Source organism: Acidovorax sp. FHTAMBA (genome assembly GCF_038958875.1).
Taxonomy (GTDB): domain Bacteria; phylum Pseudomonadota; class Gammaproteobacteria; order Burkholderiales; family Burkholderiaceae_C; genus Acidovorax.
On record NZ_CP152407.1, the window covers coordinates 266,342 to 290,675 of the forward strand.

Below are 24,334 nucleotides of genomic sequence, written 5' to 3' on the forward strand. Positions count from 1 at the left end.
TCATGGTGCCGCCATCACATGCATGGTTTGCACGGCAGGTGCGGCCGTCGCCGCGGTAGCACCCGGGCGCCGCACCGCATGGGCAAACAGCTGCAGCAGCTCTGCGCGAACCGCCTGCTTGAGCTGGTCCGATGTTGCGCTGACAAACTGTTTGCGGTCAAAAGCGGTGCGAAGGCGCACCACATGGGCAGCGCGTGGCAACTGGGCCTCGAAGGTGGCACCCACGGTGTAGATCTGCCGCTTGATGGTGTTGCGTGTCACCGCCCGGCGCGCCCAGCGCTTGGGCACCATGGCACCCAGCCAGACGCCCTGCACGGCAAACAGGGCCTGCGGCCCTTGCGTTGTCGGCAAGGAACCGGGCCCTGTGGGTGCAGCAGCATTGGCCGGGCTGACAGCGTTGGCGCCGCCAGCCGCTTCCAGCACCAGACGGTGCAGCGCAAAATGCGCTGTGCGGGATACAGTCCCGCCCGCCATGGCTGCCTGGAACTGGGGACGGGTTTTCAGCCTTTGCATGCAAGCGCCCCGTTGGGAACCTGACGGCACAAACCGGCAGCCATCGGGGAGCAGGCCGTAGACCGGAATGGCCTTAGACGGCCAGGCGCTTGCGGCCCTTGGCGCGGCGTGCGTTGATCACAGCACGGCCGCCGCGGGTCTTCATGCGAACGAGGAAACCGTGGGTACGTGCGCGGCGCGTCTTGGAGGGTTGGTAAGTGCGTTTCATGATGCTATTCCTTGAGGTTCAGTTTCGGACGCTGCGCTTGAAGCCCCTGCCGCCTGCATCACCACACACCCTGCAAGGGCACCTTGGCGGCAGACCTGCGGGGCACAAATGTAGGCGCGCCGGGTCAAATCACCCTGAACACATTCAGGGAAACCCGAAATTATCGCAGGCTTGTTCAGTGCTGGCAATGCCTTTTGGCCGCTGGGCCTATCTCCAGGTTGCGTTTCCCTGATCCAGGGGCAGGTCGCATGGCGATGTTGCCACCGGTTCCAAAGCCCCGGCACCCACATCTGGCGCCTTTAAAAAATTGTGGATAACTGTCTGACAAGCTACAATCCGCCGCCCGGACCCGTTCCTCCTATCCACAACAAGAACCACCCTGAAATGACCGAGGAACCCTCCCGCAGCCCCCTGTCGTCACCCGGCTCCGATGCCGGCCAGGGCCTGTGGCAAGCCTGCGTCGAGCAACTGGCGCAAGACCTGCCCGAGCAGCAATTCAACACCTGGATCAAGCCCCTGGTCGCCCAGGTGGCGGAAGACTTCTCCAAGGTCACGGTGCTCGTGGGCAACCGCTTCAAACTCGACTGGATCCGCGCGCAGTACGCGGGCCGGATAGCGGCACTGCTGGAGGGCCTGTATGGCCAGCCCGTCACGCTGGAGTTAGCGCTTGCTCAGCGGGAATCCGTTGTGCGCACTTACGCGCGCCCCGCGCAGACTGAGCCGTCGAACGCCGCGCCACCGTCGGACTCACCCTCCGGCAATGGCGATGACGCCTCGGCCGGGGCTTTCCGCAACCGCCTCAACGCAGCCCTCACCTTCGAGACCCTGGTGGAAGGCACGGCCAATCGCATGGCGCGCTCGGCCGCCATGCATGTGGCGGGCATGCCCGGCCACCTTTACAACCCGCTTTTCATCTATGGCGGCGTAGGCTTGGGCAAAACCCACCTGGTGCACGCGGTGGGTAACCGCCTGCTGCAGGACAAGCCCGACGCCAAAGTTCTCTACATCCATGCCGAGCAGTTCGTGTCGGATGTGGTTAAGGCCTATCAGCGCCGCACCTTCGATGAGTTCAAGGAGCGCTACCACTCGCTCGACCTGCTGCTCATCGACGATGTGCAGTTCTTTGCCAACAAGGACCGCACGCAGGAAGAATTCTTCAACGCCTTCGAGGCCCTGCTGGCCAAGAAGTCGCACATCGTGATGACGTCGGACACGTATCCGAAAGGCTTGGCCAACATCCACGAGCGGCTGGTGTCGCGCTTCGACTCGGGCCTGACGGTGGCCATCGAGCCACCCGAGCTGGAAATGCGCGTGGCCATCCTGATCAACAAGGCCCGCGTCGAAGGCACCGAGATGCCCGAAGAAGTGGCTTTTTTCGTGGCCAAGAACGTGCGCTCCAACGTGCGCGAGCTCGAGGGCGCGCTGCGCAAGATCCTCGCGTACTCGCGCTTCAACCAGAAGGAAATCTCCATCCAACTGGCCCGTGAGGCGCTGCGCGACCTGCTGTCCATCCAGAACCGGCAGATTTCTGTGGAAAACATCCAGAAGACGGTGGCCGACTATTACAAGATCAAGGTCGCCGACATGTACAGCAAGAAGCGCCCGGCCAGCATTGCCCGCCCGCGCCAGATTGCGATGTACCTGGCCAAGGAACTGACGCAAAAGAGTCTTCCCGAGATCGGAGAATTGTTTGGCGGGCGCGACCATACGACCGTTTTGCATGCCGTGCGCAAGATTTCGGGTGAGCGCCAGCAGCTGACCGAGCTGAACCAGCAGCTGCATGTGCTGGAACAGACCCTGAAAGGCTGATAACCGGTGGGAGAGACCCCGAAAAGAGCCCACCCGGTAAACGGGCAAAATGGCGGGTTATACAGCAGGGGGAGGCACGGCCCGTGCCGCTGTCCACGCACCGTCCCAAAAACCACAAGAGGTTGAAGACATGATCGTCCTGAAGGCAACACAAGACAAGGTTCTCGCGGTTCTGCAGTCCGTGGCGGGCATCGTGGAGCGCCGCCACACGCTGCCCATTCTGGCCAACGTGCTGATCCGCAAGACGGGCAACGCCCTGCAGCTGACGACCAGCGACCTCGAAATCCAGATCCGCACCACGGCCGAACTCGGCGGCGACACTGGCGACTTCACCACCACGGTGGGCGCGCGCAAGCTGATCGACATCCTGCGCACCATGCCCGGCGACCAGACCGTGAGCCTGGAATCGCAGGCATCCAAGCTGGTGCTCAAGGGCGGCAAGAGCCGCTTCACGCTGCAGAGCCTGCCGGCCGAAGACTTCCCGCTGGTGCAGGAGTCCGCCGCCTTCGGCCCCGTGTTCGCCGTACCGCAAAAGACGCTGAAGGACCTGCTCGGCCAGGTGAGCTTTGCGATGGCGGTGCAGGACATCCGCTATTACCTCAACGGCATTCTGTTCGTGGCCGAGGGCAAGACCCTGAGCCTGGTCGCCACCGACGGCCACCGCCTGGCCTTTGCCAGCGCCACGCTGGATGTGGAAGTGCCCAAGCAGGAAGTCATACTGCCGCGCAAGACCGTGATCGAGCTGCAGCGCCTGTTGTCTGATGCGGGCGGCGAGAACCAGCCGCACATCGAGATGCAGTTTGCCAACAACCAGGCCAAGTTCACCTTTGGCGGCATGGAGTTCGTCACCAAGCTGGTCGAGGGCAAGTTCCCCGACTACAACCGCGTGATCCCCAAGAACCACAAGAACAGCATCACCTTGGGCCGCGCCCCCCTGCTGGCCAGCCTGCAGCGCACGGCCATCATGACCAGCGACAAGTTCAAGGGCGTGCGCCTGAACCTGGAGCCCGGCACCCTGCGCGTGGCGTCGAACAACGCCGAGCAGGAAGAGGCCGTGGACGAGCTCGACATCGACTACGGTGGCGACACCATCGAGATCGGCTTCAACGTGACCTACCTCATCGACGCCCTGGCCAACATGGGCCAGGACATGGTGAAGGTGGAGCTGTCGGACGGCAACAGCTCTGCGCTGCTGACCATCCCCGACAACGACAGCTTCAAGTACGTCGTGATGCCCATGCGCATCTGAGGCGGCCCCCGCCCTGCTGCACAGCCTGGTCACGATTACTACAATTTTGATAGCTGTTAGCGCTTACTGGATAAGCGCTAAAGCCCAATTTGACCCATATTGACACATCGGAAACACCGGTTTCCACGGATCCCAAGGCCCACCATGACCGTTGACAACAACATCCCTTCCGAGCCCGAAGCCTCCGGCGTCTCCGGCCATGTTGAGCCCACCCTCACCAAGATCGACACCAACCAGGCCGGCGCGAGCGAAGGCTATGGCGAAGGCGCCATCACCATCCTCGAAGGCCTGGAGGCCGTGCGCAAGCGCCCCGGCATGTACATCGGCGATACCAGCGACGGCACCGGCCTGCACCACCTGGTGTTCGAGGTGGTCGACAACTCCATCGACGAGGCCCTGGCCGGGCATTGCGACGACATTGTGGTCACCATCCACACCGACAACTCCATCAGCGTCACCGACAACGGCCGCGGCATTCCCACCGGCGTGAAGATGGACGACAAGCACGAGCCCAAGCGCTCGGCCGCCGAGATTGCGCTGACCGAACTGCACGCGGGCGGCAAGTTCAACCAGAACAGCTACAAGGTTTCGGGCGGCCTGCACGGCGTGGGCGTGAGCTGCGTCAACGCGCTCAGCAAGATGCTGCGACTGACCGTGCGCCGCGAGGGCAAGGTGCATGTGCTGGAGTTCAGCAAGGGCTTCGTGCAGAACCGCATCGTTGAAACGGTGAACGGCGTCGAAGTCTCGCCCATGCAGGTGCTGGGCGACACCGACAAGCGCGGCACCGAAGTGCACTTTTTGCCCGACACCGAGATCTTCAAAGAGAACAACGACTTCCACTACGAGATCCTGGCCAAGCGCCTGCGCGAACTCTCGTTTTTGAACAACGGCGTGCGCATTCGCCTGAAGGACGAGCGCAGCGGCAAGGAAGACGACTTCTCGGGCGCTGGCGGTGTGCGCGGCTTTGTGGAGTTCATCAACAAGGGCAAAACGGTGTTGCACCCCACATCGTTCTACGCCGCAGGCGAGCGCCCGGCTGAGACGTATGGCGGCATCCCCGGCACGCACATTGGCGTGGAAGTGGCCATGCAGTGGAACAGCGCGTACAGCGAGCAGGTGCTCTGCTTCACCAACAACATCCCCCAGCGTGACGGCGGCACCCACCTCACCGGCCTGCGCGCCGCGATGACCCGCGTCATCAACAAGTACATCGAAGAAAACGAGTTCGCCAAGAAGGCCAAGGTCGAAGTGACCGGCGACGACATGCGCGAAGGCCTGTGCTGCGTGCTGAGCGTGAAGGTGCCCGAGCCCAAGTTCAGCAGCCAGACCAAGGACAAGCTGGTGTCGAGCGAAGTGCGCGCGCCGGTCGAAGACATCGTGGGCAAGCTGCTCACCGACTACCTGCAAGAGCGCCCGGCCGATGCCAAGATCATCTGCGGCAAGATCGTGGAAGCCGCCCGTGCCCGCGAGGCCGCCCGCAAGGCCCGCGAAATGACCCGCCGCAAGGGCGTGCTCGACGGCATGGGCCTGCCCGGCAAGCTGGCCGACTGCCAGGAAAAAGACCCCGCCCTGTGCGAGATCTACATCGTCGAGGGCGACTCCGCCGGTGGCTCCGCCAAGCAGGGCCGCGACCGCAAGTTCCAGGCCATCCTGCCCCTGCGCGGCAAGATCCTGAACGTGGAAAAAGCCCGCTACGAAAAGCTGCTCACCAGCAACGAAATCCTCACGCTGATCACGGCCCTGGGCACCGGCATCGGCAAGGCGGGTGGCACCACCGGGGGCGACGACTTTGACGTGGCCAAGCTGCGCTACCACCGCATCATCATCATGACCGACGCCGACGTGGACGGCGCCCACATCCGCACCCTGCTGCTCACCTTCTTCTACCGCCAGATGCCCGAGCTGGTCGAACGCGGCCACATCTACATCGCCCAGCCACCGCTGTACAAGGTGAAGGCCGGCAAGGAAGAGCTGTACCTGAAGGACGCGCCTGCACTCGACGGCTTCCTGCTGCGCATTGCGCTCAACCACGCCAGCGTGACCACCGGCGGCGCCAACCCGCAAACGCTGACCGGCGACACCCTGGCCGAACTGGCCCGCAAGCACCAGATCGCAGAAAGCGTGATCGCCCGCCTGGGCAACTTCATGGACGCCGAAGCGCTGCGCGCCATTGCCGACGGCGTGAGCCTCAAGCTCGACACCGTGGCCGACGCTGAAGCCAGCGCCGTGGCCCTGCAGGCCAAGCTGCGCGAACTGAACACCACCGGCGCCCCCGCCGAAGTGGCTGGCGAGTTCGACGCCCGCACCGACAAGCCCCTGCTGCGCATCAGCCGCCGCCACCACGGCAACATCAAGAGCAGCGTCATCACGCAAGATTTTGTACACGGCGCCGACTACGCCGCCCTGGCCGAGGCCGCAGAAACCTTCCGAGGCCTGCTGGCCGAAGGCGCCAAAGCGATGCGCGGCGAAGGCGACAAGCAGAAGGAAGAAAAGGTCAGCGACTTCCGCCAGGCCATGAAATGGCTCATCAGCGAAGCCGAACGCACCACCAGCCGCCAGCGCTACAAGGGCCTGGGCGAAATGAACCCCGAGCAGCTGTGGGAAACCACGATGGACCCCAACGTGCGCCGCCTGCTGCGCGTGCAGATCGACGACGCGATCGAGGCGGACCGCGTGTTCACGATGCTGATGGGGGATGAGGTGGAGCCGCGGCGGGATTTCATTGAGACGAATGCGCTGCGGGCGGGGAATATTGACGTTTGAGGCGTTTATTCGCCCCAAGGAAAACAACGACTTATCCAAGTCGTTGTTTTTACTGAATTTTTAACTTCCAACGTTGTTGTTATCTTCGGGCATAGATAACAAAACCAACTCAACACCCGCCTCGTTCGGCTTGGTGTCCGCCATAAAAGCTCTCAGTTGTAGGGCAACCCCAGCGGCAGCTCCCGCGCATCCAGCCCCATGGACTGCAGCTCGCGGCGGAAATGGGTCATCGCCAAAGGGAAGGCCTGGGCGACCAGGGCATATTGGTAGTCACGGTCATCCAGCAAGGCATTGGCCGCCGTCTCTTCCAAGCCCGGTGCATAGATGAATCGGGCTTCGTACTCGGCAGCGCAGGTCGCGATGTCGCTTGCATCTGCCTCATTGGTAGCAGTGGCGTCCAGCTTGATCACCACCCCCACCATCAGCGGTGCCTCCGGCGTATTGGGTACTGCCAAACCGACCTCGATCTCTTGCTGCACCGTCAAGCGCATCTTTGCCCCGGCTGCGTCACCCTTGTTTTTGCCGCTCAGCCCCAGCACACGGAAGCTGCGCAGCGTGGGGCGCGGTGTGTTTACTGCAGGCATAGCACGGCTCCATGGCTGAATGAATGGCGGCGGAACTCGCGGGGGTTGTAGCTTGGGTCGGGGCTGCCTACTTCGGAGCGCACCGCAGTGATGGACACCACTTTGCTCATGGAGCGCAGCGGCGCCTGGGGCTTCGCAATCTCTGCCTGCAAGCCCTTTTCTTCCACCAGCGCACAAAAAGCCGCTGGGCTGCGGCGTACCAGGCGCAGCAGCGTGTCCATGGCCTCCGACTGGGCCACATCGTCGTTTTCGTACTTGCTGAATGCCACCGGCCCACCACCAAACAGCTTGGCAGCTTGCGCCTGGGTCAGTTGGTATTGCTTGCGCAGTGCAGTGATTTCATCACCCGTCAGCAAGCCATCCACCTGCTTGCGGAACGCCATCACGATGCGCTTGTTCAGCTTGCTTTCGGCCATGCCTGCAAAGTCAGAGGTACAGGTGTCGCATTGCTGGTAGTGCGAGGGCAGCTCTGCCTTGTGGCCCTTGTATTCGTACTCCACCATCTGCACCGATGCGGTGACATGGCCTTCACCGCAGATCGGGCAAAGCTCTTGTTGTGCGCTCATTGGGGCACTCCTTTCAAGCGTGGCAAGACACGATCAGCACCAGGGCCCCGGTCTTGCTCACTGCAAACTTCACAAAATATTCCATCCGAACAGTTCGCCCGGTGGCTGGAGCGGTCTCCAGCACGTTGACGCTGTAAGCATCACAGGCCGCCCAGGCACCTTTGCCGTTTTCACACCATTCCGAGTCGATGTAATCCCCCGGTTTCAGCGACAGGATCAAATCGCCCACGCGCTCCAAGTCATCGTCAAACCACTTGCGCACATCCTTGCGGCACTTGTCCGTCCAGGCCTTCAGTCGGCTCTCGTCTCGGGCCAGGATATGTACCCGTTCCAACCCATACAGCGGGCCATTGGCAATCTTGACGCGCCCCTGCCCATTTTCCGGAGGATCCCGACTGTACTCCGAAAGGACCATAATTTTTACCATGGTGGTAATTTTAGACAAGGCGGTGGGGGATTACGCCACAGACGCCACCAGCGCCTCGGCCAGGCGGGCCTGCACGGACTGGCGTTCGGCCAGGCGCTGGCGCAGGTCGGCGCACAGGCGGCGCAGGGCGGTGACGCGGGTGTCGATGCGGGATTGCTCGGCGAGGGGCGGCAGCGGAGCAAGAAAGTTTCGCAACGGCCGAATTCCCACTGTAGGTTGCGCGGTACCCGTCAAGCTTCGGGTAGCTTGCGTATAAATGAGCTGCGAAGACAAGAGATAGCTGAGGTATTGCAGACTCATGTGGATCGAGGGTTTCAAAATTCCGATATGCCGCTGCACGCAAAAAGCCCTATCGGAGTCCACAACGACCGCACGGCCATAGCTCGCGCCTACCACGGTATAGAGAATGTCGCCTTCTTGTGGCCGCCGGTACTCAGCAAGCGCATCAAAGTAGTCTTTCGGCACCAACCTACAACCAGCGAAGTTAAGCCTGCCAGCACTGATATTTCCAATCGTGAGAAATGCGATCCCTTCGGCTGCAACGGGTGGGGGTAAATGATCGCCATCAGTAATTACTCGGAATACGGCATCCAAGCGCACCCACTCCCACCCCACCGGCAACGCAAACGGTTTTTCCTCGTCAGTGATGGGCGGCAGGGGTTTGTCGAGTTTGATCTGGCCGGTGGCGATAAGGCGGTCTTTTTCGGCGCGGATTTTTTGCAGCAGGGCGCTGGCGGGTTCGTCGGTGGGGTCTTGGGGCGCGAGCAGGCCGCGCACGGCCAGTTGCAGCAGGGTTTGCTCCAGGGCATCGATGGCTTCGGGGCGGTCCAGCAGCAGGTCGAAGTGCTGGGCCACGCGCTGCCAGTTGTCGGCCAGCTCTTCGGGCGTGGTGCTGGCGGTGAGCGTGCCCAGCAGGGTGCTGACCAGTTGGGCGTGTTGCGCGGCCTCCAGCTGGCCCTTGGCCTCCAGCGCATCGCACAGGCGCATGAGGGCTTCGACACGGGCGACGATGCGGGATTGTTCGGCCTCTGGAGGCAAAGCGATAAGACCCTGGAAAAAATTGGCGTCATTAATTGCAGGGTAGGCAATGCCAACAGCTTTGCTATTCACGTAGTCCGTGAACGGTTGACTGCGCAAGTAATGCAGCAAGTACTGGGGAACAACACCAGAGTGCGGATGCATAACCGCAAACGCTGTGCTCGCAATGGCTCTTGGTGAGTAATCTCGCTCAATTACTGCGATGTTCTTCAAGTACGGACGTATCGTGGAATAAATCACCGTTCCTAGCGCAACATTCTTTCTCGCACGCGAAGGCGCATCGGCTGCTTCCAGAACCTGAATCGCGGAAGCGACGCACCCCTTTAGGTTATCAACCGAGGCAACGTCGATATAGCTAAATGCCCCCGTTGGCTCCCCTTGCCCTAAGTTATGAGTCACCTCGGGTATGCGCACCCACTCCCACCCAGCTGGCAACTCAAACGGCATTTCCTCTTCCCCAATCTCCGCCAGCGCCTTGTCCCGCTTGATCTTGCCCTCGGCGATCAGCCGATCCTTCTCCGCCCGAATCTTCTGCAGCAGCACGCTCGCCGGTTCATCGGCCGGGTCTTGCGGCACCAGTTTGCCTTGCACGGCCAGGGTAAGGATGAGTTCGCGCAGCTTGGCGACGCCACCGGGGGCGGTGGCGATTAGCTCCATATTTGATAGCAGCATGCGCTTATTCCTCAAGCGCTAGCGGCTGTTTTTGCCAGTGACTGGGCGAGGATGCCCTTCAACTCCTCACGCAGGGCCTGGGCTTCGGCCTGCAGGCGGGCGTAGTCGGCCAGCAGCTCGTCGGGGTCGTGGCTTTGCTGCTCGCCGATGTGGGGGTTCTTTTGGTCCAGGTTGTAGCCAGCGGCCTTGATCTGGTCGATGCCAACCTTCCAGGCCCGTTCGTTTTCCACGCGGGCGGCAAATCCATCGGCCTCAGTGCCCCACCAGGCTTTCTCGGCATCGAACTCGTCGATGCGGATGGGCTTGGTCTTGTTGTAGTTCTTCACGCCCGGTGGGTAGGGGTGTTCGTAGTACCAGATGTGCTGCGTGGGCTGGCCTTTGGTGAAGAACAGCAGGTTGGTCTTGATGCCGGTGTAGGGCGCAAACACGCCGTTGGGCAGGCGCACGATGGTGTGCAGGTTGCAGTGCTGCAGCAGTTGTTCTTTGATGCGGGCCTTGGCGCCTTCGCCAAACAAAAAGCCATCGGGCAGCACCACGGCGGCGCGGCCGCCGGGTTTGAGCAGGTGCTGGATGAGCACGAGGAAGAGGTCGGCGGTTTCCTTGGTGCGCACGTCGGCCGGAAAGCCCGCTTCAATGCCCGGCTCTTCAATGCCACCAAAGGGTGGGTTGGTGAGGATGACGTTGACGCGGTCTGCCGCCGTGTAGTCGCGCAGCGGGCGGGCCAGGGTGTTGTCGTGCACGATCTGGCTGGGCACTTCGATGCCGTGCAGCAGCAGGTTGGTGACGCACAGCATGTGCGGCAGCTGCTTCTTCTCCACGCCGCGAATGCTGTTTTGCAGCACGGCTTCTTGCTCTGCGTTGTGCACTTGTTTGCGCAGGTGCTCGATGGCGCAGACGAGGAAGCCGCCGGTGCCGGTGGCCGGGTCCATGACGCTTTCGCCCAGCTGGGGGTTGGTCATGTCCACCATGAACTGGGTGACGGCGCGGGGGGTGTAGAACTCGCCCGCGTTGCCTGCGCTTTGCAGGTCGCGCAGGATTTTTTCGTACAGGTCGTTGAACTGGTGGCGCTCAGCCTGGCGGTTGAAGTCGATGGCGTTGAGTTTGTTGACCACCTGGCGCAGCAGGTGGCCGCTTTTCATGTAGTTGTAGGCGTCTTCAAACACGCCGCGCACCACGTAGCCGCGCGGGTTGCGCTGCGGGTCTGCGCTCAGGCCCTTGAGGGCGGGGAAGAGTTGCTTGTCCACAAAGTCGAGCAAGGCGTCGCCGGTCATGCCCTCGGCATCGGCCGCCCAATGGCGCCAGCGCAGGTGCTCGGCAATGGGGCTTTGGTAGTCGTCGCGGGTGAGTTCGAGTTCCTCTTCCAGCGCGTCAAACACCTTGAGGAACAGCAGCCAGGTGAGCTGGCTGATGCGCTGGGCGTCGCCATCCACGCCGGAGTCCTGGCGCATGATGTCTTGGATGGATTTGATGACGGGGGTGAGGTTAGACATGGGGTGGAAATTCAGAACAAAAACAGGCCCTTGCGCCTGATAGGTAAGCGCTAGCAGCTATCAAAACAGGAGTATCTGGCAGTACACAACGGCACACAGCTAGTGGGCCGGGTGCGTAGCGTACAGCGCTTGCTCCAGCGCCTGCAGTGCGCTCAGATATTGCGGGCGGCCGCCAAAGCTGCGCACCAGCTCTACGGGGCTGCCCAGGTCGGTGAAAGGCTGGAGTTTGAAGACTTCGTTGCTCTCGATGGTGGCGATGCCTTCGTCGGCGTATTTGTCGAGCAGGGCATCGAGCACCTTGCGGGCCACGGGGCCGTATTGGGTGAAGACGTTGCGCTTTTTGACGCGCTGGGCGCGCTCGCGGCGGGTGAGCGGGGGCTGGTCGTAGGCGACGTGCAGCAGCAGGTCGAACGGGTCGAGGTCTTTGCCGACCTCTGCGGCCAGGGCGTCCAGCAGAACCCCTTCGGACTCCAGTTCGGCCAGCAAGGCGGCCTTGCGGTCGGCCTGCTGCCAGGTTTGCAGAAACTGGTCGAGCGAGTCGTACTTTTTGAGCAGGTTGATGCGGGTGTAGTCGCGCAGGCTTTCGGTGATGAGCTTGCCGTCTGCGTTGAGGTACTGCACCCGCTCGCGCGCCACGGCCACGCTGACGTTGTTGCCCAGGGTGTATTTGCGGGGTTCGTCGGTGCCTGCGCCACCCTCGCCAGGGCCTGCGGTGGTGGGCGGCCAAGCGTCAAGGCCCACATCACCGGGCTGGGCGGTGGGGGGCCAATCCACGGGCGGGGGTGGGGCCATGGGCTCACCGGGCTGGGGTTCGTACACCTGCACGGGCTCGCCGTCGAAGTCTTTGTCGGCAAAGAGCTCGGTGGCGCGCTTGAAGTCGAGGATGGTGAACCAGCTTTTTCCCAAGTCTTCGCGCAGGCGGGTGCCCCGGCCAATGATCTGCTTGAACAGCGTCATGGACTTGATGGTCTGGTCCAGCACGATGAGCTTGCAGGTTTGCGCATCCACGCCCGTGCTCATGAGCTTGGAGGTGACGGCAATCACCGGGTAGGGCTTCTCGGGGTCGATGAAGTTGTCCAGCTCGCGCTTGCCTTCGGTGTTGTCGCCGGTGATCTGCACCACGTACTTGGGCTGGCTGGCGCACAGGTCGGCATTGGCGTTGCTGAGGGCTTTGCGCATGCGTTCGGCATGTTCGATGTCTTCGCAAAACACGATGGTCTTGGCGTAGCGGTCGGTGGCCTTGAGGTATTCGGTGACCTTGGCGGCCACGACGGCGTCGCGCTGCTCCATGACGAGCTTGCGGTTCATGTCGGCGCCGGTGTAAATGCGGTCTTCGATGAGGTGGCCGAACTTGTCGCGCTGGCCCTCGGTAGGGCGCCAGCCGAAGGTGTCTTTGTCCAGGTCCACGCGCACCACCTTGTAGGGCGCGAGGTAGCCGTCTTCAATGCCTTGCTTCAAGCTGTAGGTGTAGAGCGGCTCGCCAAAGTAGTCGATGTTGGAGACGTCTTCCGTCTCCTTGGGCGTGGCCGTGAGGCCGATCTGCGTGGCGCTGGCAAAGTAGGTGAGGATGTCGCGCCAGGCGGAGTCTTCTGCCGCACTGCCCCGGTGGCATTCGTCCACCACGATGAGGTCGAAAAAGTCGGGGCTGAACTGCTTGTAGATGTTGCGCTCTTCTTGCGTGCCGGTGACGGCCTGGTAGAGCGAGAGGTAGATCTCGTAGCTTTTGTCGACCACCTTGGTGGTCTTGTTCACGGCCAGGTCAAGGTCTTCGACGGTGACTTGGCCCTGGGCGTCCACCCGCTCCACGCCCTTGGCATGCAGGCTGAGCTTGGCCATGGCGCCCTTGAAGGGGCGGAAGTCGTTGACCATGGTCTGGTCGATGAGGATGTTGCGGTCGGCCAAAAACAGGATGCGTTTTTTGGCCCCGCTTTTCCACAGCCGCCAGATGATCTGGAACGCAGTGTAGGTTTTGCCCGTGCCCGTGGCCATGACGAGCAGCACGCGGTTTTGGCCTGCAGCAATGGCCTCCACGGTGCGGTTGATGGCCCCCAACTGGTAGTAGCGCGGGGTTTTGCTGGGGGCATAGTCGGTGGCGGCAATGTGCTCGACCGCAGGTGTCCAGCCCTTCCAGGCGCAGTACTTGGCCCACAGCTCGGCGGGGGTGGGGAATTGGTCCAACGTAAGGTCGCGCTCCAGCACGCCATCGGACAAGGTGGCATCGCGGAACACAAAGCCATCGCCATTGCTGGCAAAGCTGAAGGGCACGCCCAATAGCTCGGCATATTGAATGGCCTGGGGCATGCCCGCGCCGACGGAGTGCTTGGCGTCCTTGGCCTCCACCACGGCCAGCGGCACGTTGGGCTTGTGGAACAGCACGTAGTCGGCCCGCAGCATGGAGGCCTTGTCGCGGTGCGACGCCTGGCCGCGCACCACGACGCGGCCGGGCCGCAGGGTGTATTCGCGCAGGATGTGCTGTTCCAGCGTCCAGCCCGCTTGCTCCAGTGCGGGTGTGATGAAACGGTCGCAGATGTCGGTTTCGCTGAGATGGCTTTTGGGCGATGCGCTCACTCGTCGGACCTTGTGGTGGGATGGGTGGACAGCAGGGTGTTGGCTGTTTTGCGAGTATGGCCCAAGTGTTACCAAGTGCAGCACCCTGTATTGCACGCAGGCACAATCCCACCCCATGCGCTCCCCCATCGCCATCGTTGACGTCGACCGCCTCGACACCTGGTCCCGCTACCGCGCGGGCCTGTGCGACACCTGCGCGGCCAACTGCTGCACGATGCCGCTGGAGGTGCAGCTGTCGGACCTGGTGCGGCTGGAGCTGGTCGACCCGTTCGAGGCCGAACATGAAGAAATCCGCCACATTGCCAGGCGGCTGCAGAAGGCGCGGCTGATCGACCATTTCAACCACAAGAACGCGGTCTTCACGATGGCGCGGCGGGCCAGTGGGGACTGCAACTTTCTCGACCCCAAGACGCGGCGGTGCACGGTGTACGACAAGCGGCCCGAGACCTGCCGCCTGCACCCGCAGAAGAAAAGCCCCAAGCCGGGCTACTGCGCCTATGGGGCGCGGGATCTGCAACGCCGCGGCTGAGGCCCTGCGGCGCAGCCAGCGCCCGGCATTGCTGTGGAAGCAGAAGGGTCCACTGCTACAGTGGCCGCTCCGTGGACTCGTGAAGGACAACGCCGTGGACACCGATGCCAGCAGCAGTGAGCCCCGCAGCAGCAGCAGCAGCAGCCCCGGGAAACCGCGCATCTGTGTCGGGATTGGCGGCTGGACCTTCGAGCCCTGGCGCAACGACTTCTACCCCGCAGGCCTTGCGCACAGCAACGAGCTGCATTACGCCAGCCGCCAGCTCACAGCCATCGAGGTCAACGGCACCTACTACAGCACCTTCAAGCCGCCCACGTTTGCCAAGTGGTACAGCGAGACGCCCGACGGCTTCATGTTTTCGCTCAAGGCCAGCCGTTTTGCGACGAACCGGCGGCTGCTGGCGGAGGCGGGCGATTCGATCGCGCGGTTTGTAGAGAGCGGCATCGCGGAGCTCAAGGACAAGCTCGGGCCCATCGTGTGGCAGTTCATGCCGACCAAGGTGTTTGAGCCCGGGGATTTCGAGGCTTTTCTGGCACTTCTGCCGCGCGAGGTGGACGGCCGCCGCCTGCGCCATGCGCTGGATGTGCGCCACCCGAGTTTTGCCACGCCGCAGTTTGTGGCGCTGGCCCGCCGATACGGCTGTGTGCCGGTGTGCACGGACTCCGACAAGTTTCCCGCCATTGCGGATGCCCAGGCCGACTTTGCCTACCTGCGGCTGATGCGCAGCCAGGCCGATGTGCCCACCGGCTACACCCCGGAGGCGATTGCCCAATGGGCGCAAGGCGTGCGGGCATGGACCAGCGGCGAGCGGCCGCGCGATGTGTTTGTGTATTTCATCAACGGCGCGAAGGAGCGCGCACCTGTGGGTGCGATGGCGCTGCTGCAGCAACTGGGCATGCGCAGGCGGGCATAGCGCCACCGCGCTTTCGCACTACGCGGTTTCGCGCTGCGTAAAGCCCTGGGGCGGCTCGCCGCCATCGGGCACATTGCCCACCACCACCGCATCCACCCGCGCCGAGGCCGGCCCCTGCTGCGCCCAGTCGATCAGTGCCTGCACGGCGTCTGGCCTGCCCCAGGCGCAGGCTTCGACCCGGCCGTCGTGGCGGTTGCGCACCCACCCCTGCACGCCCAGGCGGGCTGCGGCCTGCACCATGGACCAGCGGTAGCCCACGCCCTGCACATGGCCACTGACGAGCAGGTGCTTGGTGATGGTGTTCGAAGTGTGAGGGGTGGTGTGGTGGTGCGGCATCGGTGGCGGTGACTGTAACGAACTCGCGGGCATGCGGCGGCACGCATGTGCCGCCCGTGCGTACTATGCTGCCGGGCATGTCCGCACCCCGCAAGGCCCTGCCTGCCATTGATACGCAACGCTGCACAGGCTGCGGGTGGTGCGTGGCGGTGTGCCCGCCGCATGTGCTGTCGCTGCAGGTGCTGGGCCCGCACACCTGGGGGCCCAAGCGGTCCACGCTGCATGACGCGCCGGGCTGCACCGGGTGCGCATTGTGTGCGGTGCGGTGCCCGTTTGATGCCATCGCCATGGTGCGGGCGTCGGCCAGCCTCCAGCAACAAAACCCCGTGCCACGGTAGCGGCGTTGTCCCACAGCCGTGCAGGGGCGGGCGTGGTGAGATGGCGGTTTCGTGCAGCGCGGCTACTGCAACCGGTGCCGTTTAGGCCTGCAACGCATGCCCATTGGCTGCAACCACCCCATCATCTGAAGGAGAACCCCCCATGTCTGAAAAGAAAGCCAGCGTTCACTGGGAAGGTGCCGGCAAGTCCGGCCAGGGCCAGATCAGCACCGAGACCGGCGCGCTCGACAAGTACCCCTATGGCTTTGCCAGCCGCTTTGGCGACGACCGCAAGGGCACCAACCCCGAAGAGATCCTTGGCGCGGCGCATGCGGCCTGCTTCACCATGGCGTTTTCGTTTGCTGCCGACAAGGCAGGCTTCAGGACGGAATCCATCGACACCACGGCCGCCGTGCGGCTGGCGAAGGAGGGCGATGGGTTTGTCATCGACCGCATCGCGCTCACGCTCAAGGCCAAGGTACCGGGCATGGATGACGCAGCCTTCCAGAAGCTGGCCGCAGATGCCAAGGCCAACTGCCCGCTGTCAAAGGCACTGGCTGCAGTGCCCGAGATCACGTTGACTGCCAGCCTGGTGGGATAACGGATGAGCAGGCTGCGCTGATTTCAGGCCAAATTGGCCTCTAGCGCTTATGCAGCAAGCGCGAGCAGCTATGAAATTCATACCCAACGGCCCGCAGCAGAGTCTGCCCCGCCCACACGCTGGGCCGCTGGGCCTGGTGCTGCGCTACACTGCGCCCTTCATGTCTTACGCCTTCCGCCCCTTCATCAACGCACGCGCCGCTGCCTTCCAAGGCATGGGCATGATGCCGCCCGCACTCACGCGGTCCAATGGTGAACAGCGGGCACTGGGTGCACGAATGATTACCACCATCACCACCGCGGCCACCTGAGCACGCGCAGGTGGCCGTTTCGGCAGCCACCTGGTGATCGTTCTCTCTTCTCCCCAAGACGAATTGACTGAAACCCAGCTCTGGCAGCTGGGTTTTTTGTTTGTCCGTTCGTTTTGTTCGTTAACCGGAGAAGTCCATGGTCCGCGATCCCGTACCGTCCTTTGTTGAAGCCCCATTGCTGCCACCGTCTGCCACGGCCATGCGCCCCCTGCGTGTGGGCATGATCGGGATTGGCACCGTGGGCGCAGGCACCTTCCGCGTGCTGGCGCGCAACCAGGGGCTCATTGCCGGGCGCGCGGGGCGCGGCATCAAGCTGGTGGTGGTCTGCGCCCGCAGCCTGGCCCGCGCCATGGGCGTGGTGGGCAAGGATGTGGCCCTGACCAACGACCCGATGCAGGTCGCCACCCACCCCGAGGTGGATGTGCTGGTGGAGGCCGCTGGCGGCACCGGCCCCGCGCGCGACTGGGTGCTGGCCGCCATCCGCGCGGGCAAACACGTGGTCACGGCCAACAAGGCGCTGCTGGCCACGCACGGCAACGAGATTTTTGCCGCCGCGCGCCAGCATGGCGTGGCCGTGGCGTACGAAGGCGCGGTGGCGGTGAGCATCCCCATCGTGAAGGCGCTGCGTGAGGGCCTCACGGCCAACCGCATCGAGTGGGTGGCGGGCATCATCAACGGCACCACCAATTTCATCCTGAGCAAGATGCGCGATGAAGGCGTGGGCTTTGCCGAAGCGCTGGCCCATGCCCAGGCGCTGGGCTACGCCGAGGCCGACCCGACGTTTGACATCGAAGGCATCGACGCCGCGCACAAGATCTCGCTGCTGGCGGCCAATGCGTTTGGCATGCCGGTGCGCTTTGCCGATGCGCAGGTGGAGGGCATCACCGCGCTGCAGGGCCTGGACGTGACCTGCGCCGGGCAGCTGGGCTACCGCATCAAGCTGCTGGGCGTGGCACGGCGGCGTGGCGATGAAGGCATAGAGCTGCGCGTGCAGCCCGCACTGGTGCCTGCCACGCACCTGCTGGCGCATGTGAACGGCTCGATGAACGCCGTGATGGTCAAGGGCGATGCCTCGGGCGTGACGATGTACTACGGCGCGGGCGCGGGCGGCGAGCAGACGGCATCGGCCGTGATTGCCGACCTGGTGGACGTGGCGCGGCTGGATGGCACCCACGCGGGCCAGCGCGTGCCGCACCTGGGCTTTCACCCCCACGCGGTGGACGGGCAACTGGCGGTGCTGCCCCGCGCAAAGGTGCACACCCGCCACTACCTGCGCGTGCCGGTGCACAGCGCCCAGCAGATCGAGGCCGTGGGCGCCTGGCTGGCCGGGCAGCACGTGCCGGTGCTGCAGGTGGCATTGGCGCATGACACGGCCTTGCCCCCCGGCACCGGCCCCCAGGTGCTGGTGCTGACGGATGCAGTGGCGCAAGCCACGGTGGACCTGGCCGTGCACGCGCTGGCCGCGCACCCGGCGGTGGCCGGGCCGGTGGTGGCGCTGCGGGTGGAGGTGCTGCAGGGGTGATGCTGTCGGTCAACCCCACGGCCGTTCATGCTGAGCCTGTAGACGCGCGGCACACGGCTTCCACAGGCTCAGCCCGAACGGGTTGGGTCATTGGATGGGGGGGTTAGATTAGTGGTCAAAACAGGCCCTGGCGCTTATCCATCAAGCGCTGGCAGCTATAAAATTTGAATTATCGGCCCATAGTCACACCGCCCGCACCAACGCCGCCACGTCCGCCGCGCCGGGTGTTCCCTCGGCCATCAGCCCCTGCACCACGCCGGCACGGTCGGTGGCGGTGCGGTTCTGGCTCACCTTCCAGACGCCCTCCCAGCGCTCCACCGCCAGCTCGATGCCCATGATGGCGGCCAGCAGCTTGTCGATGTACTCGGGCGGCGCATCGTCAATGCGCCAGGGGTCGGGGCGGTGCGCCTCGTGCCGCTCGCTCAGGGTGTGCAGGATTGCGCGCAGGCGCGCGGGGTCGTCGAACGCGGTCAGGGCGCCGTGGGCGTGCACGGTGGCGTAGTTCCAGGTGGGCACCTGTTTGCCATCGAGGGCCTTGGACGGGTACCACGACGGTGACACATAGGCCTGCGGCCCGTGAAACACCGCCACCGCGGTTTGCGGCAGCAGCGGCCACACGCCGTTGCCGCGACCCACATGGCCCACCAGCGTGCCGTATGGGCCGCGCGAGGGGTCCAGAAACAAAGGCACATGGTTCACATGCAGCGTGCCCGCGTGCGACACCACGAGGGTGGCCAGGGGCTGGGCCTGCACCAGGCCGTGCAGCGCGGCCGGGTCGGTGACCTGGAACTGGCGGTTGGCAATGGTCATGTCAGCCTCCTTCCACTTCCAGCACGGGCGCGCAGTCGATCTGCGTCTTGACCGAGTTGGCCAGAAAGCACGACGCGTGGGCGCGGTGGTGCAGGTCGTCAAGTTGTGCGGCACTGGGCGCGTGCGCCGCGTCAAAGCGCGTGACGGGCCTCAGCTGCACATGGGTGACTGCCAGCTGGCCCTCTGCGTTCTGGGCCATGGTGCCCACGGCCGCGTCGGTGTAGCGGTTGAGCCGGTAGCCCGCGCGGCTGGCAAAGTCCATGAACCACAGCATGTGGCAGCTCGACAGGGCCGCGACATAGGCTTCTTCGGGGTCCACCGCTGCCGCGTCGGAATACGGCAGCGGCACCACATGGGGCGACGACGACGCGGCCACGGTGGCGCCGCCATCGAACTGCCAGGTGTGGGCGCGGTGGTAGCGCTTGTCCAGAAAGTCGTCGGCGCCACGGTTCCAGGTGATGGTGGCGGTGTGCTGGGCCATGGGGGTGGTCTTTCTACAATGGTTCTTCAGTTTATGGCTGCACACGCTGTTTGAAGGAGCCAATTCATGTCACTTGCCGGAGCCAATGCCCACAGCGGAAGCCAAGCCCCGCTGCGCCAGCAGGTGTACGCGCAGCTGCGCCACGCCATCGAGCAGGGCAGCCTGCGCGCAGGCACGCGGCTGCCGCCCTCGCGCGAGCATGCGGCCAGCCTGGGCGTGTCGCGCAACACCGTGCTGTGGGCCGTGCAGCGCCTGCAGGCCGAGGGGTATGTGGAGGCCCGCGTGGGCGACGGCACCTATGTGTCGCAGGCCGTGGCCGCCACACTGCCCGCCCTGCAAGGCCTGGTGGCGCCGCCGCGCGGGCTGTCGCGGCGCGGGCAGCTCATTGCCGACACTGCCGCGCGCTGGCGGCCGCCGCATGTGGCGGCGCGGGCGTTTCGCATTGGCGCGCCCGAGGTGGACACCTTTCCGTTTGCGCTGTGGGACCGCCTCGCGCGCCAGGCCAGCCCTGCCCAGCGCAGCGCCCGCGCGCAGTACCTCGACCCTGCCGGCGACCCCGACCTGCGCCAGGCGGTGGCGCAGTGGCTCTGGGCGTCGCGCGGTATCCGCTGCGATGCGGCGCAGGTGGTGGTGTGCGCGGGCTCGCAGCAGGGCATCGACCTGATCGCGCGGCTGCTGCTGGACGTGGGCGATGAGGTGCTGGTGGAAGACCCCGGCTACCCCGGCATCCGCGCCAGCCTGCTGGGCCACGGCGTGCTGGCGCGGCCCGTGGCGCTGGATGCGCAGGGCCTGCAGATCGACCAAGGCGCGGCCCAGTGGCCCGGCGCGCGCATGGTCGTGGTCACACCCACGCACCAGTTCCCCACCGGCGTGTGCATGCATCTCGCGCGGCGGCAGGCGCTGCTGCAATGGGCGCGCACGCACGACGCCTGGGTGGTGGAAGACGACTACGACGGCGAGTTCCAGTACGGCAAGAACGATGGCGCTGCCCAGCGCGTGCCCGCACTGTGCAGCCTGCCGGGCTCGGAGCGCGTGTTGTACGTGGGCACCTTCAGCAAGACACTGCACCCCGGCCTGCGGCTGGGTTTTGTGGTGGTGCCGCCCGCGCTGGTGGAGGCCTTTGCCATGGCCCGCGCCATCACCGACCGGCACGCGCCCGGCGATGCACAAGCCGTGCTGGCGCGCTTCATTGCCGAAGGCCACCTGCTGCGCCACCTGCGGCAGATGCGCGAGCTGTACCAGGCGCGCCAGCAGATGCTGATCGACACGCTGGCCGACGCGAGCAACGGTGCGTGGCAACTGCAACCCAGCGACCGGGGCATGCACCTGCTGCACGAGGTGGCCCCCGGCACCGACGACGAAACCCTGAGCCGCCAGGCCCTGGCTGCGGGCGTGATGCTGGCGCCGCTGTCGCGCTATGCCATGCAGTCGGCGCGACGCGGCTGGCTGCTGGGGTATGCCGGGTATGACCCCGCCGAAATCCGGGCTGCGGCGCGCGTGGTGGGCGCATTGGCACGCAGGCCGGGATAATCGGCCGCTTCACGATCCCCCTGCGGCGGCACCGCATCGCCCCATTGCCTGCTTTCACCATGTCTGCCGTCGCCCCCGCCTCACCCGCCCAGCGTGTCCTCTCCGTCATCCCCCCGATGACGCAGCTAAACACGCCGTATCCCTCCACCGCCTACCTCACGGGCTTTCTGCGCTCGCGCGGTGTCACAGCCTTTCAGGAAGACCTGGCGCTGGCGCTGGTGCTGCAACTGTTATCGCCCGAGGGCCTGAAGGCCGTGGCCGCCAAGGTGGACGCTTTGCCCGCTAAAAAGCAGAGCCCCGCCGTGCAGAGTTTTGCGGCGCAAAAGGACCGGTATCTGGCCACCATCGGCCCCGCCATTGCCTTTTTGCAAGGCCGCGACAGCACGCTGGCGCACCGCATCGTGGGCCGCAACTACCTGCCCGAGGGGCCGCGCTTTGCCTCACTGGATGTATACGTGGATGACGAAGGCGGCGACCCGCTGGGCTGGGCCTTTGGCGCGCTGGGCCTGACGGACAAGGCCAAGCACCTGGCCACGCTGTACCTGAACGACCTGGCCGATGTGCTGCGCGACGCGGTGGACGAGCGCTTTGAGTTTGTGCGCTATGCCGAGTCGCTCGCGGGCAGCCAGCCCACGTTTGACCCATTGGCCGATGCCCTGGCCGCACCACCCACGCTGGTGGACGAGCTGCTGGAGCAGCTCACGCACGAGGCCATTGCCAAGCACCAGCCCACGGTGGTTCTGCTCTCGGTGCCGTTCCCCGGTTCGGTGTACGCGGCGTTCCGCATTGCCCAGGCCATCAAGGCGCGGCACCCGCACATCGCCACCGTGCTGGGCGGCGGCTTTGTGAACACCGAGCTGCGCGAACTGGCCGACCCGCGTGTGTTCGACTTCTTTGATTACGTGACGCTGGACGCGGGCGAGCGCCCGCTGCTGGCGCTGCTGGAGCACCTGCGCGGCGAGCGCGGCCGCCAGCGCTTGGTGCGCACCTTCGTGCGCGGTAACGATGGCGCGGTGCAGTACATCAACATGATGGAAGCCGACATCGCCTTTGCCGAGGTGGGAACACCCACCTGGGACGGCCTGCCGCTGGACCGCTATCTGTCGCTCCTGGACATGCTCAACCCCATGCACCGCCTGTGGAGCGATGGGCGCTGGAACAAGCTCACCGTGGCGCATGGCTGCTACTGGAAGAAGTGCAGCTTTTGCGACGTGAGCCTGGACTACATCAGCCGCTACGAGGGCGCCAGCGCCGCCGTGCTGGCCGACCGCATCGAGCAGATCGTGCGCGAGACGGGGCAGACCGGTTTTCATTTCGTGGACGAGGCCGCACCGCCCAAGGCACTGAAAGCGCTGGCCACCGAGCTGATCGCGCGCAACGCGGGCATCAGCTGGTGGGGCAATGTGCGGTTTGAAAAAACCTTCACGCCCGACCTGGCCGAGCTGATGGCCGACAGTGGCTGCATCGCGATCTCGGGCGGGCTCGAAGTCGCGTCGGACCGGTTGCTGCAGCTCATGAAAAAAGGCGTGTCGGTGGACCAGGTGGCGCGCGTGACACGGGCGTTCACCGACGCGGGCATTCTGGTGCATGCGTACCTGATGTACGGTTTTCCGACCCAGACCGTGCAGGACACGGTGGACGCGCTCGAATACGTGCGCCAGCTGTTCGCCAACGGCTGCATCCAGAGCGGGTTTTTTCACCGCTTTGCCTGCACCGTGCATTCACCCGTCGGCAAGAACCCCGAGGAATACGGCGTCACGCTGGCACCGCTGCCGCCCGGTGACTTTGCCAAGAACGACGTGGCCTTCATCGACCCCACGGGTGTGGACCACGACGCACTGGGCGGCGCGCTCAAGAAGGCTATCTACAACTACATGCACGGCATCGGGCTGGAGGAAGACGTGCGCAGCTGGTTCCCGTTCAAGGTGCCCAAGACGACGGTGCGGCGCGATCGCATTGAGCGGGCGCTGCGCGAGCGGACTTAGCCGATCGTCATTCCGAACATTGCAAATCGTGACACGGCTTTCGTCCCTCTAACAATCGAATCGTAAAAAGGGCTGCGGTCGAAAATACGATCGATGGATGCTTAAAGTATCACCTGAGGGAATCATTACCGACGGTCGCATCATCGTTCGCCGCTATCTCAATCTGGAACATGGACCATTGAATTCTGTCGTAGCGCTGGTCCTGCACCAAACAGATTCATCGACCGCCCAACAAGCCTTCAACAGCTATGCCACTAGCCCGCATGGCGCGCATTTTCTGATAGACAAGAACGGGCAGGTTTATCAGACCGCAAGTTTGCTGATGCGATGCCAACACGTGGGGCGGCACATTCGTTCCCGATGCCTGGAAATCGACAAGCCTTCATGTGACAGCGTGGCGATGGCTCGTATCCAGGCGATGTCCTGGTCCAACCATGTCAGAGCACTGGATGCCCACGAGCGATCCAAGCCGTATCCACAGCGCTATCCCATCAACGGCGACTCCATCGGTATTGAGATCGTCGGCCGGAGCATTGACGCGAAAACGTATGAGTCGGTAACCTCCGAGCAAAACAATTCATTGCAATGGCTTACCGGAGAGCTTTACTCCCACTTCTCCATTTCAAATAAAGACGTATACCGCCATCCCGCTGTCTCCTACAAGAATCCAGGAGAGGCGGCTACCGCCGTTTGGAAATGAGGATCGCTTATCTTGCTGCGTTGGCAGCACTGGCGGGATTGGTTCTGGGATTCTTTGTATTCATGTTCCAGCCCAAGGTTGTGGTGGGCGATTTCGAGTTTGTCTCCGGAGGTTCGGAAACCTGCCGAAGATTGGATGTCAATTTTTCACGCCTCGAAATTCAAGACTTTTTCTCCAAAGCGGCGGGGGTGAGCAGTCGCCTGATCCACGACGAGTTTGACCTCGCGCCGTGCTACCTAGAAGGCCGCATCATTCATCAACTCAAGTTCTGTACATGGACTTTGCGGCCTGATCTGATTGGAACTCTGGATTGCGCTGGGCAGTTCCAATATCTATTAATGGACGAGCGAGAAAGAATCACTACCCGTCAACACCGGCTTTGAAAGGCGGCGAGACCTGTCGGCTCCGCCATG

At 63.9% G+C, this 24,334-nt stretch carries 24 protein-coding genes; 13 read left to right on the forward strand and 11 right to left on the reverse strand.

Going from position 1 to position 24,334, the window contains the following annotated elements; genetic code table 11:
* On the reverse strand, positions 1-513 hold the full coding sequence (locus AAFF19_RS01200) for a ribonuclease P protein component (RefSeq protein WP_342721112.1): 513 nt from the start codon (positions 511-513) through the stop codon (positions 1-3).
* 73 nt (positions 514-586) lie between these two features.
* A complete protein-coding gene (rpmH, locus tag AAFF19_RS01205; RefSeq protein WP_005798102.1) occupies positions 587-721 on the reverse strand; it encodes a 50S ribosomal protein L34 in 135 nt (44 codons plus the stop codon).
* A gap of 384 nt (positions 722-1,105) precedes the next feature.
* Between rpmH and dnaA the strand changes: the two genes are divergently transcribed.
* From dnaA to gyrB, 3 genes are all read left to right on the forward strand, one after another.
* Complete coding sequence (gene dnaA / locus AAFF19_RS01210; RefSeq protein ID WP_008904712.1) at positions 1,106-2,530, forward strand: chromosomal replication initiator protein DnaA; 1,425 nt, start codon at positions 1,106-1,108, stop codon at positions 2,528-2,530.
* Positions 2,531-2,660: 130 nt separating this feature from the next.
* Complete coding sequence (dnaN, locus tag AAFF19_RS01215; protein ID WP_008904711.1) at positions 2,661-3,779, forward strand: DNA polymerase III subunit beta; 1,119 nt, start codon at positions 2,661-2,663, stop codon at positions 3,777-3,779.
* A gap of 144 nt (positions 3,780-3,923) precedes the next feature.
* Positions 3,924-6,542, forward strand: coding sequence for a DNA topoisomerase (ATP-hydrolyzing) subunit B (gyrB, locus tag AAFF19_RS01220; RefSeq protein WP_008904710.1), 2,619 nt, complete (start codon positions 3,924-3,926; stop codon positions 6,540-6,542).
* 152 nt (positions 6,543-6,694) lie between these two features.
* Here gyrB and AAFF19_RS01225 read toward each other — a convergent pair whose 3' ends face one another.
* From AAFF19_RS01225 to AAFF19_RS01250, 6 genes are all read right to left on the reverse strand, one after another.
* The gene (locus AAFF19_RS01225; protein WP_008904709.1) at positions 6,695-7,126 is read right to left on the reverse strand and encodes a hypothetical protein; all 432 of its coding nucleotides are present in this window, start codon (positions 7,124-7,126) and stop codon (positions 6,695-6,697) included.
* A complete protein-coding gene (locus AAFF19_RS01230) occupies positions 7,114-7,692 on the reverse strand; it encodes a type II toxin-antitoxin system MqsA family antitoxin (protein WP_008904708.1) in 579 nt (192 codons plus the stop codon). Before AAFF19_RS01230 ends, AAFF19_RS01225 begins: the two co-directional genes overlap by 13 nt.
* 13 nt (positions 7,693-7,705) lie before the next feature.
* Positions 7,706-8,137, reverse strand: a complete 432-nt coding sequence (locus AAFF19_RS01235; protein WP_139019349.1) for a hypothetical protein — start codon at positions 8,135-8,137, stop codon at positions 7,706-7,708.
* A gap of 12 nt (positions 8,138-8,149) precedes the next feature.
* Positions 8,150-9,829 carry a restriction endonuclease subunit S gene (locus AAFF19_RS01240; protein ID WP_008904706.1) on the reverse strand — a complete coding sequence of 560 codons (1,680 nt, stop codon included), beginning with the start codon at positions 9,827-9,829 and terminating at the stop codon, positions 8,150-8,152.
* Between the two features lie 11 nt (positions 9,830-9,840).
* A complete protein-coding gene (locus AAFF19_RS01245; RefSeq protein ID WP_008904705.1) occupies positions 9,841-11,319 on the reverse strand; it encodes a class I SAM-dependent DNA methyltransferase in 1,479 nt (492 codons plus the stop codon).
* Positions 11,320-11,418: 99 nt separating this feature from the next.
* Positions 11,419-13,887: a DEAD/DEAH box helicase family protein gene (locus tag AAFF19_RS01250; protein WP_342721113.1), complete on the reverse strand. Its 2,469-nt coding sequence runs from the start codon at positions 13,885-13,887 to the stop codon at positions 11,419-11,421.
* Positions 13,888-14,002: 115 nt separating this feature from the next.
* Between AAFF19_RS01250 and AAFF19_RS01255 the strand changes: the two genes are divergently transcribed.
* Positions 14,003-14,416 carry a YkgJ family cysteine cluster protein gene (locus AAFF19_RS01255; RefSeq protein WP_342721114.1) on the forward strand — a complete coding sequence of 138 codons (414 nt, stop codon included), beginning with the start codon at positions 14,003-14,005 and terminating at the stop codon, positions 14,414-14,416.
* Positions 14,417-14,510: 94 nt separating this feature from the next.
* Positions 14,511-15,329 (forward strand): DUF72 domain-containing protein, encoded by an 819-nt coding sequence (locus AAFF19_RS01260; protein WP_342721115.1) that lies wholly within the window; start codon positions 14,511-14,513, stop codon positions 15,327-15,329.
* Positions 15,330-15,347: 18 nt separating this feature from the next.
* On the opposite strand, the gene AAFF19_RS01265 is transcribed toward AAFF19_RS01260, so the two are convergent.
* Complete coding sequence (locus tag AAFF19_RS01265) at positions 15,348-15,665, reverse strand: acylphosphatase (RefSeq protein ID WP_342721116.1); 318 nt, start codon at positions 15,663-15,665, stop codon at positions 15,348-15,350.
* 77 nt (positions 15,666-15,742) lie between these two features.
* Between AAFF19_RS01265 and AAFF19_RS01270 the strand changes: the two genes are divergently transcribed.
* The 4 genes from AAFF19_RS01270 to AAFF19_RS01285 all read left to right on the forward strand — a co-directional run bounded on the left by AAFF19_RS01270 (position 15,743) and on the right by AAFF19_RS01285 (position 18,415).
* Positions 15,743-16,003 (forward strand): 4Fe-4S binding protein, encoded by a 261-nt coding sequence (locus AAFF19_RS01270; protein ID WP_342721117.1) that lies wholly within the window; start codon positions 15,743-15,745, stop codon positions 16,001-16,003.
* Between the two features lie 142 nt (positions 16,004-16,145).
* A complete protein-coding gene (locus AAFF19_RS01275; RefSeq protein WP_008904699.1) occupies positions 16,146-16,583 on the forward strand; it encodes an OsmC family protein in 438 nt (145 codons plus the stop codon).
* Positions 16,584-16,653: 70 nt separating this feature from the next.
* Entirely contained in the window at positions 16,654-16,893 is a 240-nt protein-coding gene (locus AAFF19_RS01280) for a hypothetical protein (RefSeq protein ID WP_342721118.1), read from the forward strand.
* 136 nt (positions 16,894-17,029) lie between these two features.
* Positions 17,030-18,415, forward strand: a complete 1,386-nt coding sequence (locus AAFF19_RS01285) for a homoserine dehydrogenase (RefSeq protein WP_342721119.1) — start codon at positions 17,030-17,032, stop codon at positions 18,413-18,415.
* 183 nt (positions 18,416-18,598) lie between these two features.
* Here the strand turns inward: AAFF19_RS01285 and AAFF19_RS01290 are convergent, their stop codons facing one another.
* Together AAFF19_RS01290 and AAFF19_RS01295 are read right to left on the reverse strand one after the other, a co-directional pair.
* The gene (locus AAFF19_RS01290) at positions 18,599-19,225 is read right to left on the reverse strand and encodes an FMN-binding negative transcriptional regulator (protein ID WP_342721120.1); all 627 of its coding nucleotides are present in this window, start codon (positions 19,223-19,225) and stop codon (positions 18,599-18,601) included.
* A gap of 1 nt (position 19,226) precedes the next feature.
* Positions 19,227-19,706: an OsmC family protein gene (locus AAFF19_RS01295; protein WP_182120977.1), complete on the reverse strand. Its 480-nt coding sequence runs from the start codon at positions 19,704-19,706 to the stop codon at positions 19,227-19,229.
* A gap of 66 nt (positions 19,707-19,772) precedes the next feature.
* Here AAFF19_RS01295 and AAFF19_RS01300 point away from each other — a divergent pair, with 66 nt between their 5' ends.
* The 4 genes from AAFF19_RS01300 (at position 19,773) to AAFF19_RS01315 (ending at position 24,304) form a co-directional block, all read left to right on the forward strand.
* Positions 19,773-21,236, forward strand: a complete 1,464-nt coding sequence (locus tag AAFF19_RS01300; protein ID WP_342721121.1) for a PLP-dependent aminotransferase family protein — start codon at positions 19,773-19,775, stop codon at positions 21,234-21,236.
* 116 nt (positions 21,237-21,352) lie between these two features.
* On the forward strand, positions 21,353-23,221 hold the full coding sequence (locus AAFF19_RS01305) for a B12-binding domain-containing radical SAM protein (RefSeq protein ID WP_342721811.1): 1,869 nt from the start codon (positions 21,353-21,355) through the stop codon (positions 23,219-23,221).
* Between the two features lie 97 nt (positions 23,222-23,318).
* On the forward strand, positions 23,319-23,921 hold the full coding sequence (locus AAFF19_RS01310) for an N-acetylmuramoyl-L-alanine amidase (protein WP_342721122.1): 603 nt from the start codon (positions 23,319-23,321) through the stop codon (positions 23,919-23,921).
* A complete protein-coding gene (locus tag AAFF19_RS01315; protein WP_182120980.1) occupies positions 23,918-24,304 on the forward strand; it encodes a hypothetical protein in 387 nt (128 codons plus the stop codon). The genes AAFF19_RS01310 and AAFF19_RS01315 overlap by 4 nt, the downstream gene beginning before the upstream one ends.
* Positions 24,305-24,334: the final 30 nt, after the last annotated feature.

Bases quoted from the DNA above. Each gene is read 5' to 3' on its own strand.
- AAFF19_RS01200 (WP_342721112.1), bottom strand. From the start codon at position 513: ATGCAAAGGCTGAAAACCCGTCCCCAGTTCCAGGCAGCCATGGCGGGC.
- rpmH (WP_005798102.1), bottom strand. From the start codon at position 721: ATGAAACGCACTTACCAACCCTCCAAGACGCGCCGCGCACGTACCCAC.
- dnaA (WP_008904712.1), top strand. From the start codon at position 1,106: ATGACCGAGGAACCCTCCCGCAGCCCCCTGTCGTCACCCGGCTCCGAT.
- dnaN (WP_008904711.1), top strand. From the start codon at position 2,661: ATGATCGTCCTGAAGGCAACACAAGACAAGGTTCTCGCGGTTCTGCAG.
- gyrB (WP_008904710.1), top strand. From the start codon at position 3,924: ATGACCGTTGACAACAACATCCCTTCCGAGCCCGAAGCCTCCGGCGTC.
- AAFF19_RS01225 (WP_008904709.1), bottom strand. From the start codon at position 7,126: ATGCCTGCAGTAAACACACCGCGCCCCACGCTGCGCAGCTTCCGTGTG.
- AAFF19_RS01230 (WP_008904708.1), bottom strand. From the start codon at position 7,692: ATGAGCGCACAACAAGAGCTTTGCCCGATCTGCGGTGAAGGCCATGTC.
- AAFF19_RS01240 (WP_008904706.1), bottom strand. From the start codon at position 9,829: ATGCTGCTATCAAATATGGAGCTAATCGCCACCGCCCCCGGTGGCGTC.
- AAFF19_RS01245 (WP_008904705.1), bottom strand. From the start codon at position 11,319: ATGTCTAACCTCACCCCCGTCATCAAATCCATCCAAGACATCATGCGC.
- AAFF19_RS01255 (WP_342721114.1), top strand. From the start codon at position 14,003: ATGCGCTCCCCCATCGCCATCGTTGACGTCGACCGCCTCGACACCTGG.
- AAFF19_RS01265 (WP_342721116.1), bottom strand. From the start codon at position 15,665: ATGCCGCACCACCACACCACCCCTCACACTTCGAACACCATCACCAAG.
- AAFF19_RS01270 (WP_342721117.1), top strand. From the start codon at position 15,743: ATGTCCGCACCCCGCAAGGCCCTGCCTGCCATTGATACGCAACGCTGC.
- AAFF19_RS01275 (WP_008904699.1), top strand. From the start codon at position 16,146: ATGTCTGAAAAGAAAGCCAGCGTTCACTGGGAAGGTGCCGGCAAGTCC.
- AAFF19_RS01280 (WP_342721118.1), top strand. From the start codon at position 16,654: ATGAAATTCATACCCAACGGCCCGCAGCAGAGTCTGCCCCGCCCACAC.
- AAFF19_RS01285 (WP_342721119.1), top strand. From the start codon at position 17,030: ATGGTCCGCGATCCCGTACCGTCCTTTGTTGAAGCCCCATTGCTGCCA.
- AAFF19_RS01290 (WP_342721120.1), bottom strand. From the start codon at position 19,225: ATGACCATTGCCAACCGCCAGTTCCAGGTCACCGACCCGGCCGCGCTG.
- AAFF19_RS01295 (WP_182120977.1), bottom strand. From the start codon at position 19,706: ATGGCCCAGCACACCGCCACCATCACCTGGAACCGTGGCGCCGACGAC.
- AAFF19_RS01300 (WP_342721121.1), top strand. From the start codon at position 19,773: ATGTCACTTGCCGGAGCCAATGCCCACAGCGGAAGCCAAGCCCCGCTG.
- AAFF19_RS01305 (WP_342721811.1), top strand. From the start codon at position 21,353: ATGACGCAGCTAAACACGCCGTATCCCTCCACCGCCTACCTCACGGGC.
- AAFF19_RS01310 (WP_342721122.1), top strand. From the start codon at position 23,319: ATGCTTAAAGTATCACCTGAGGGAATCATTACCGACGGTCGCATCATC.
- AAFF19_RS01315 (WP_182120980.1), top strand. From the start codon at position 23,918: ATGAGGATCGCTTATCTTGCTGCGTTGGCAGCACTGGCGGGATTGGTT.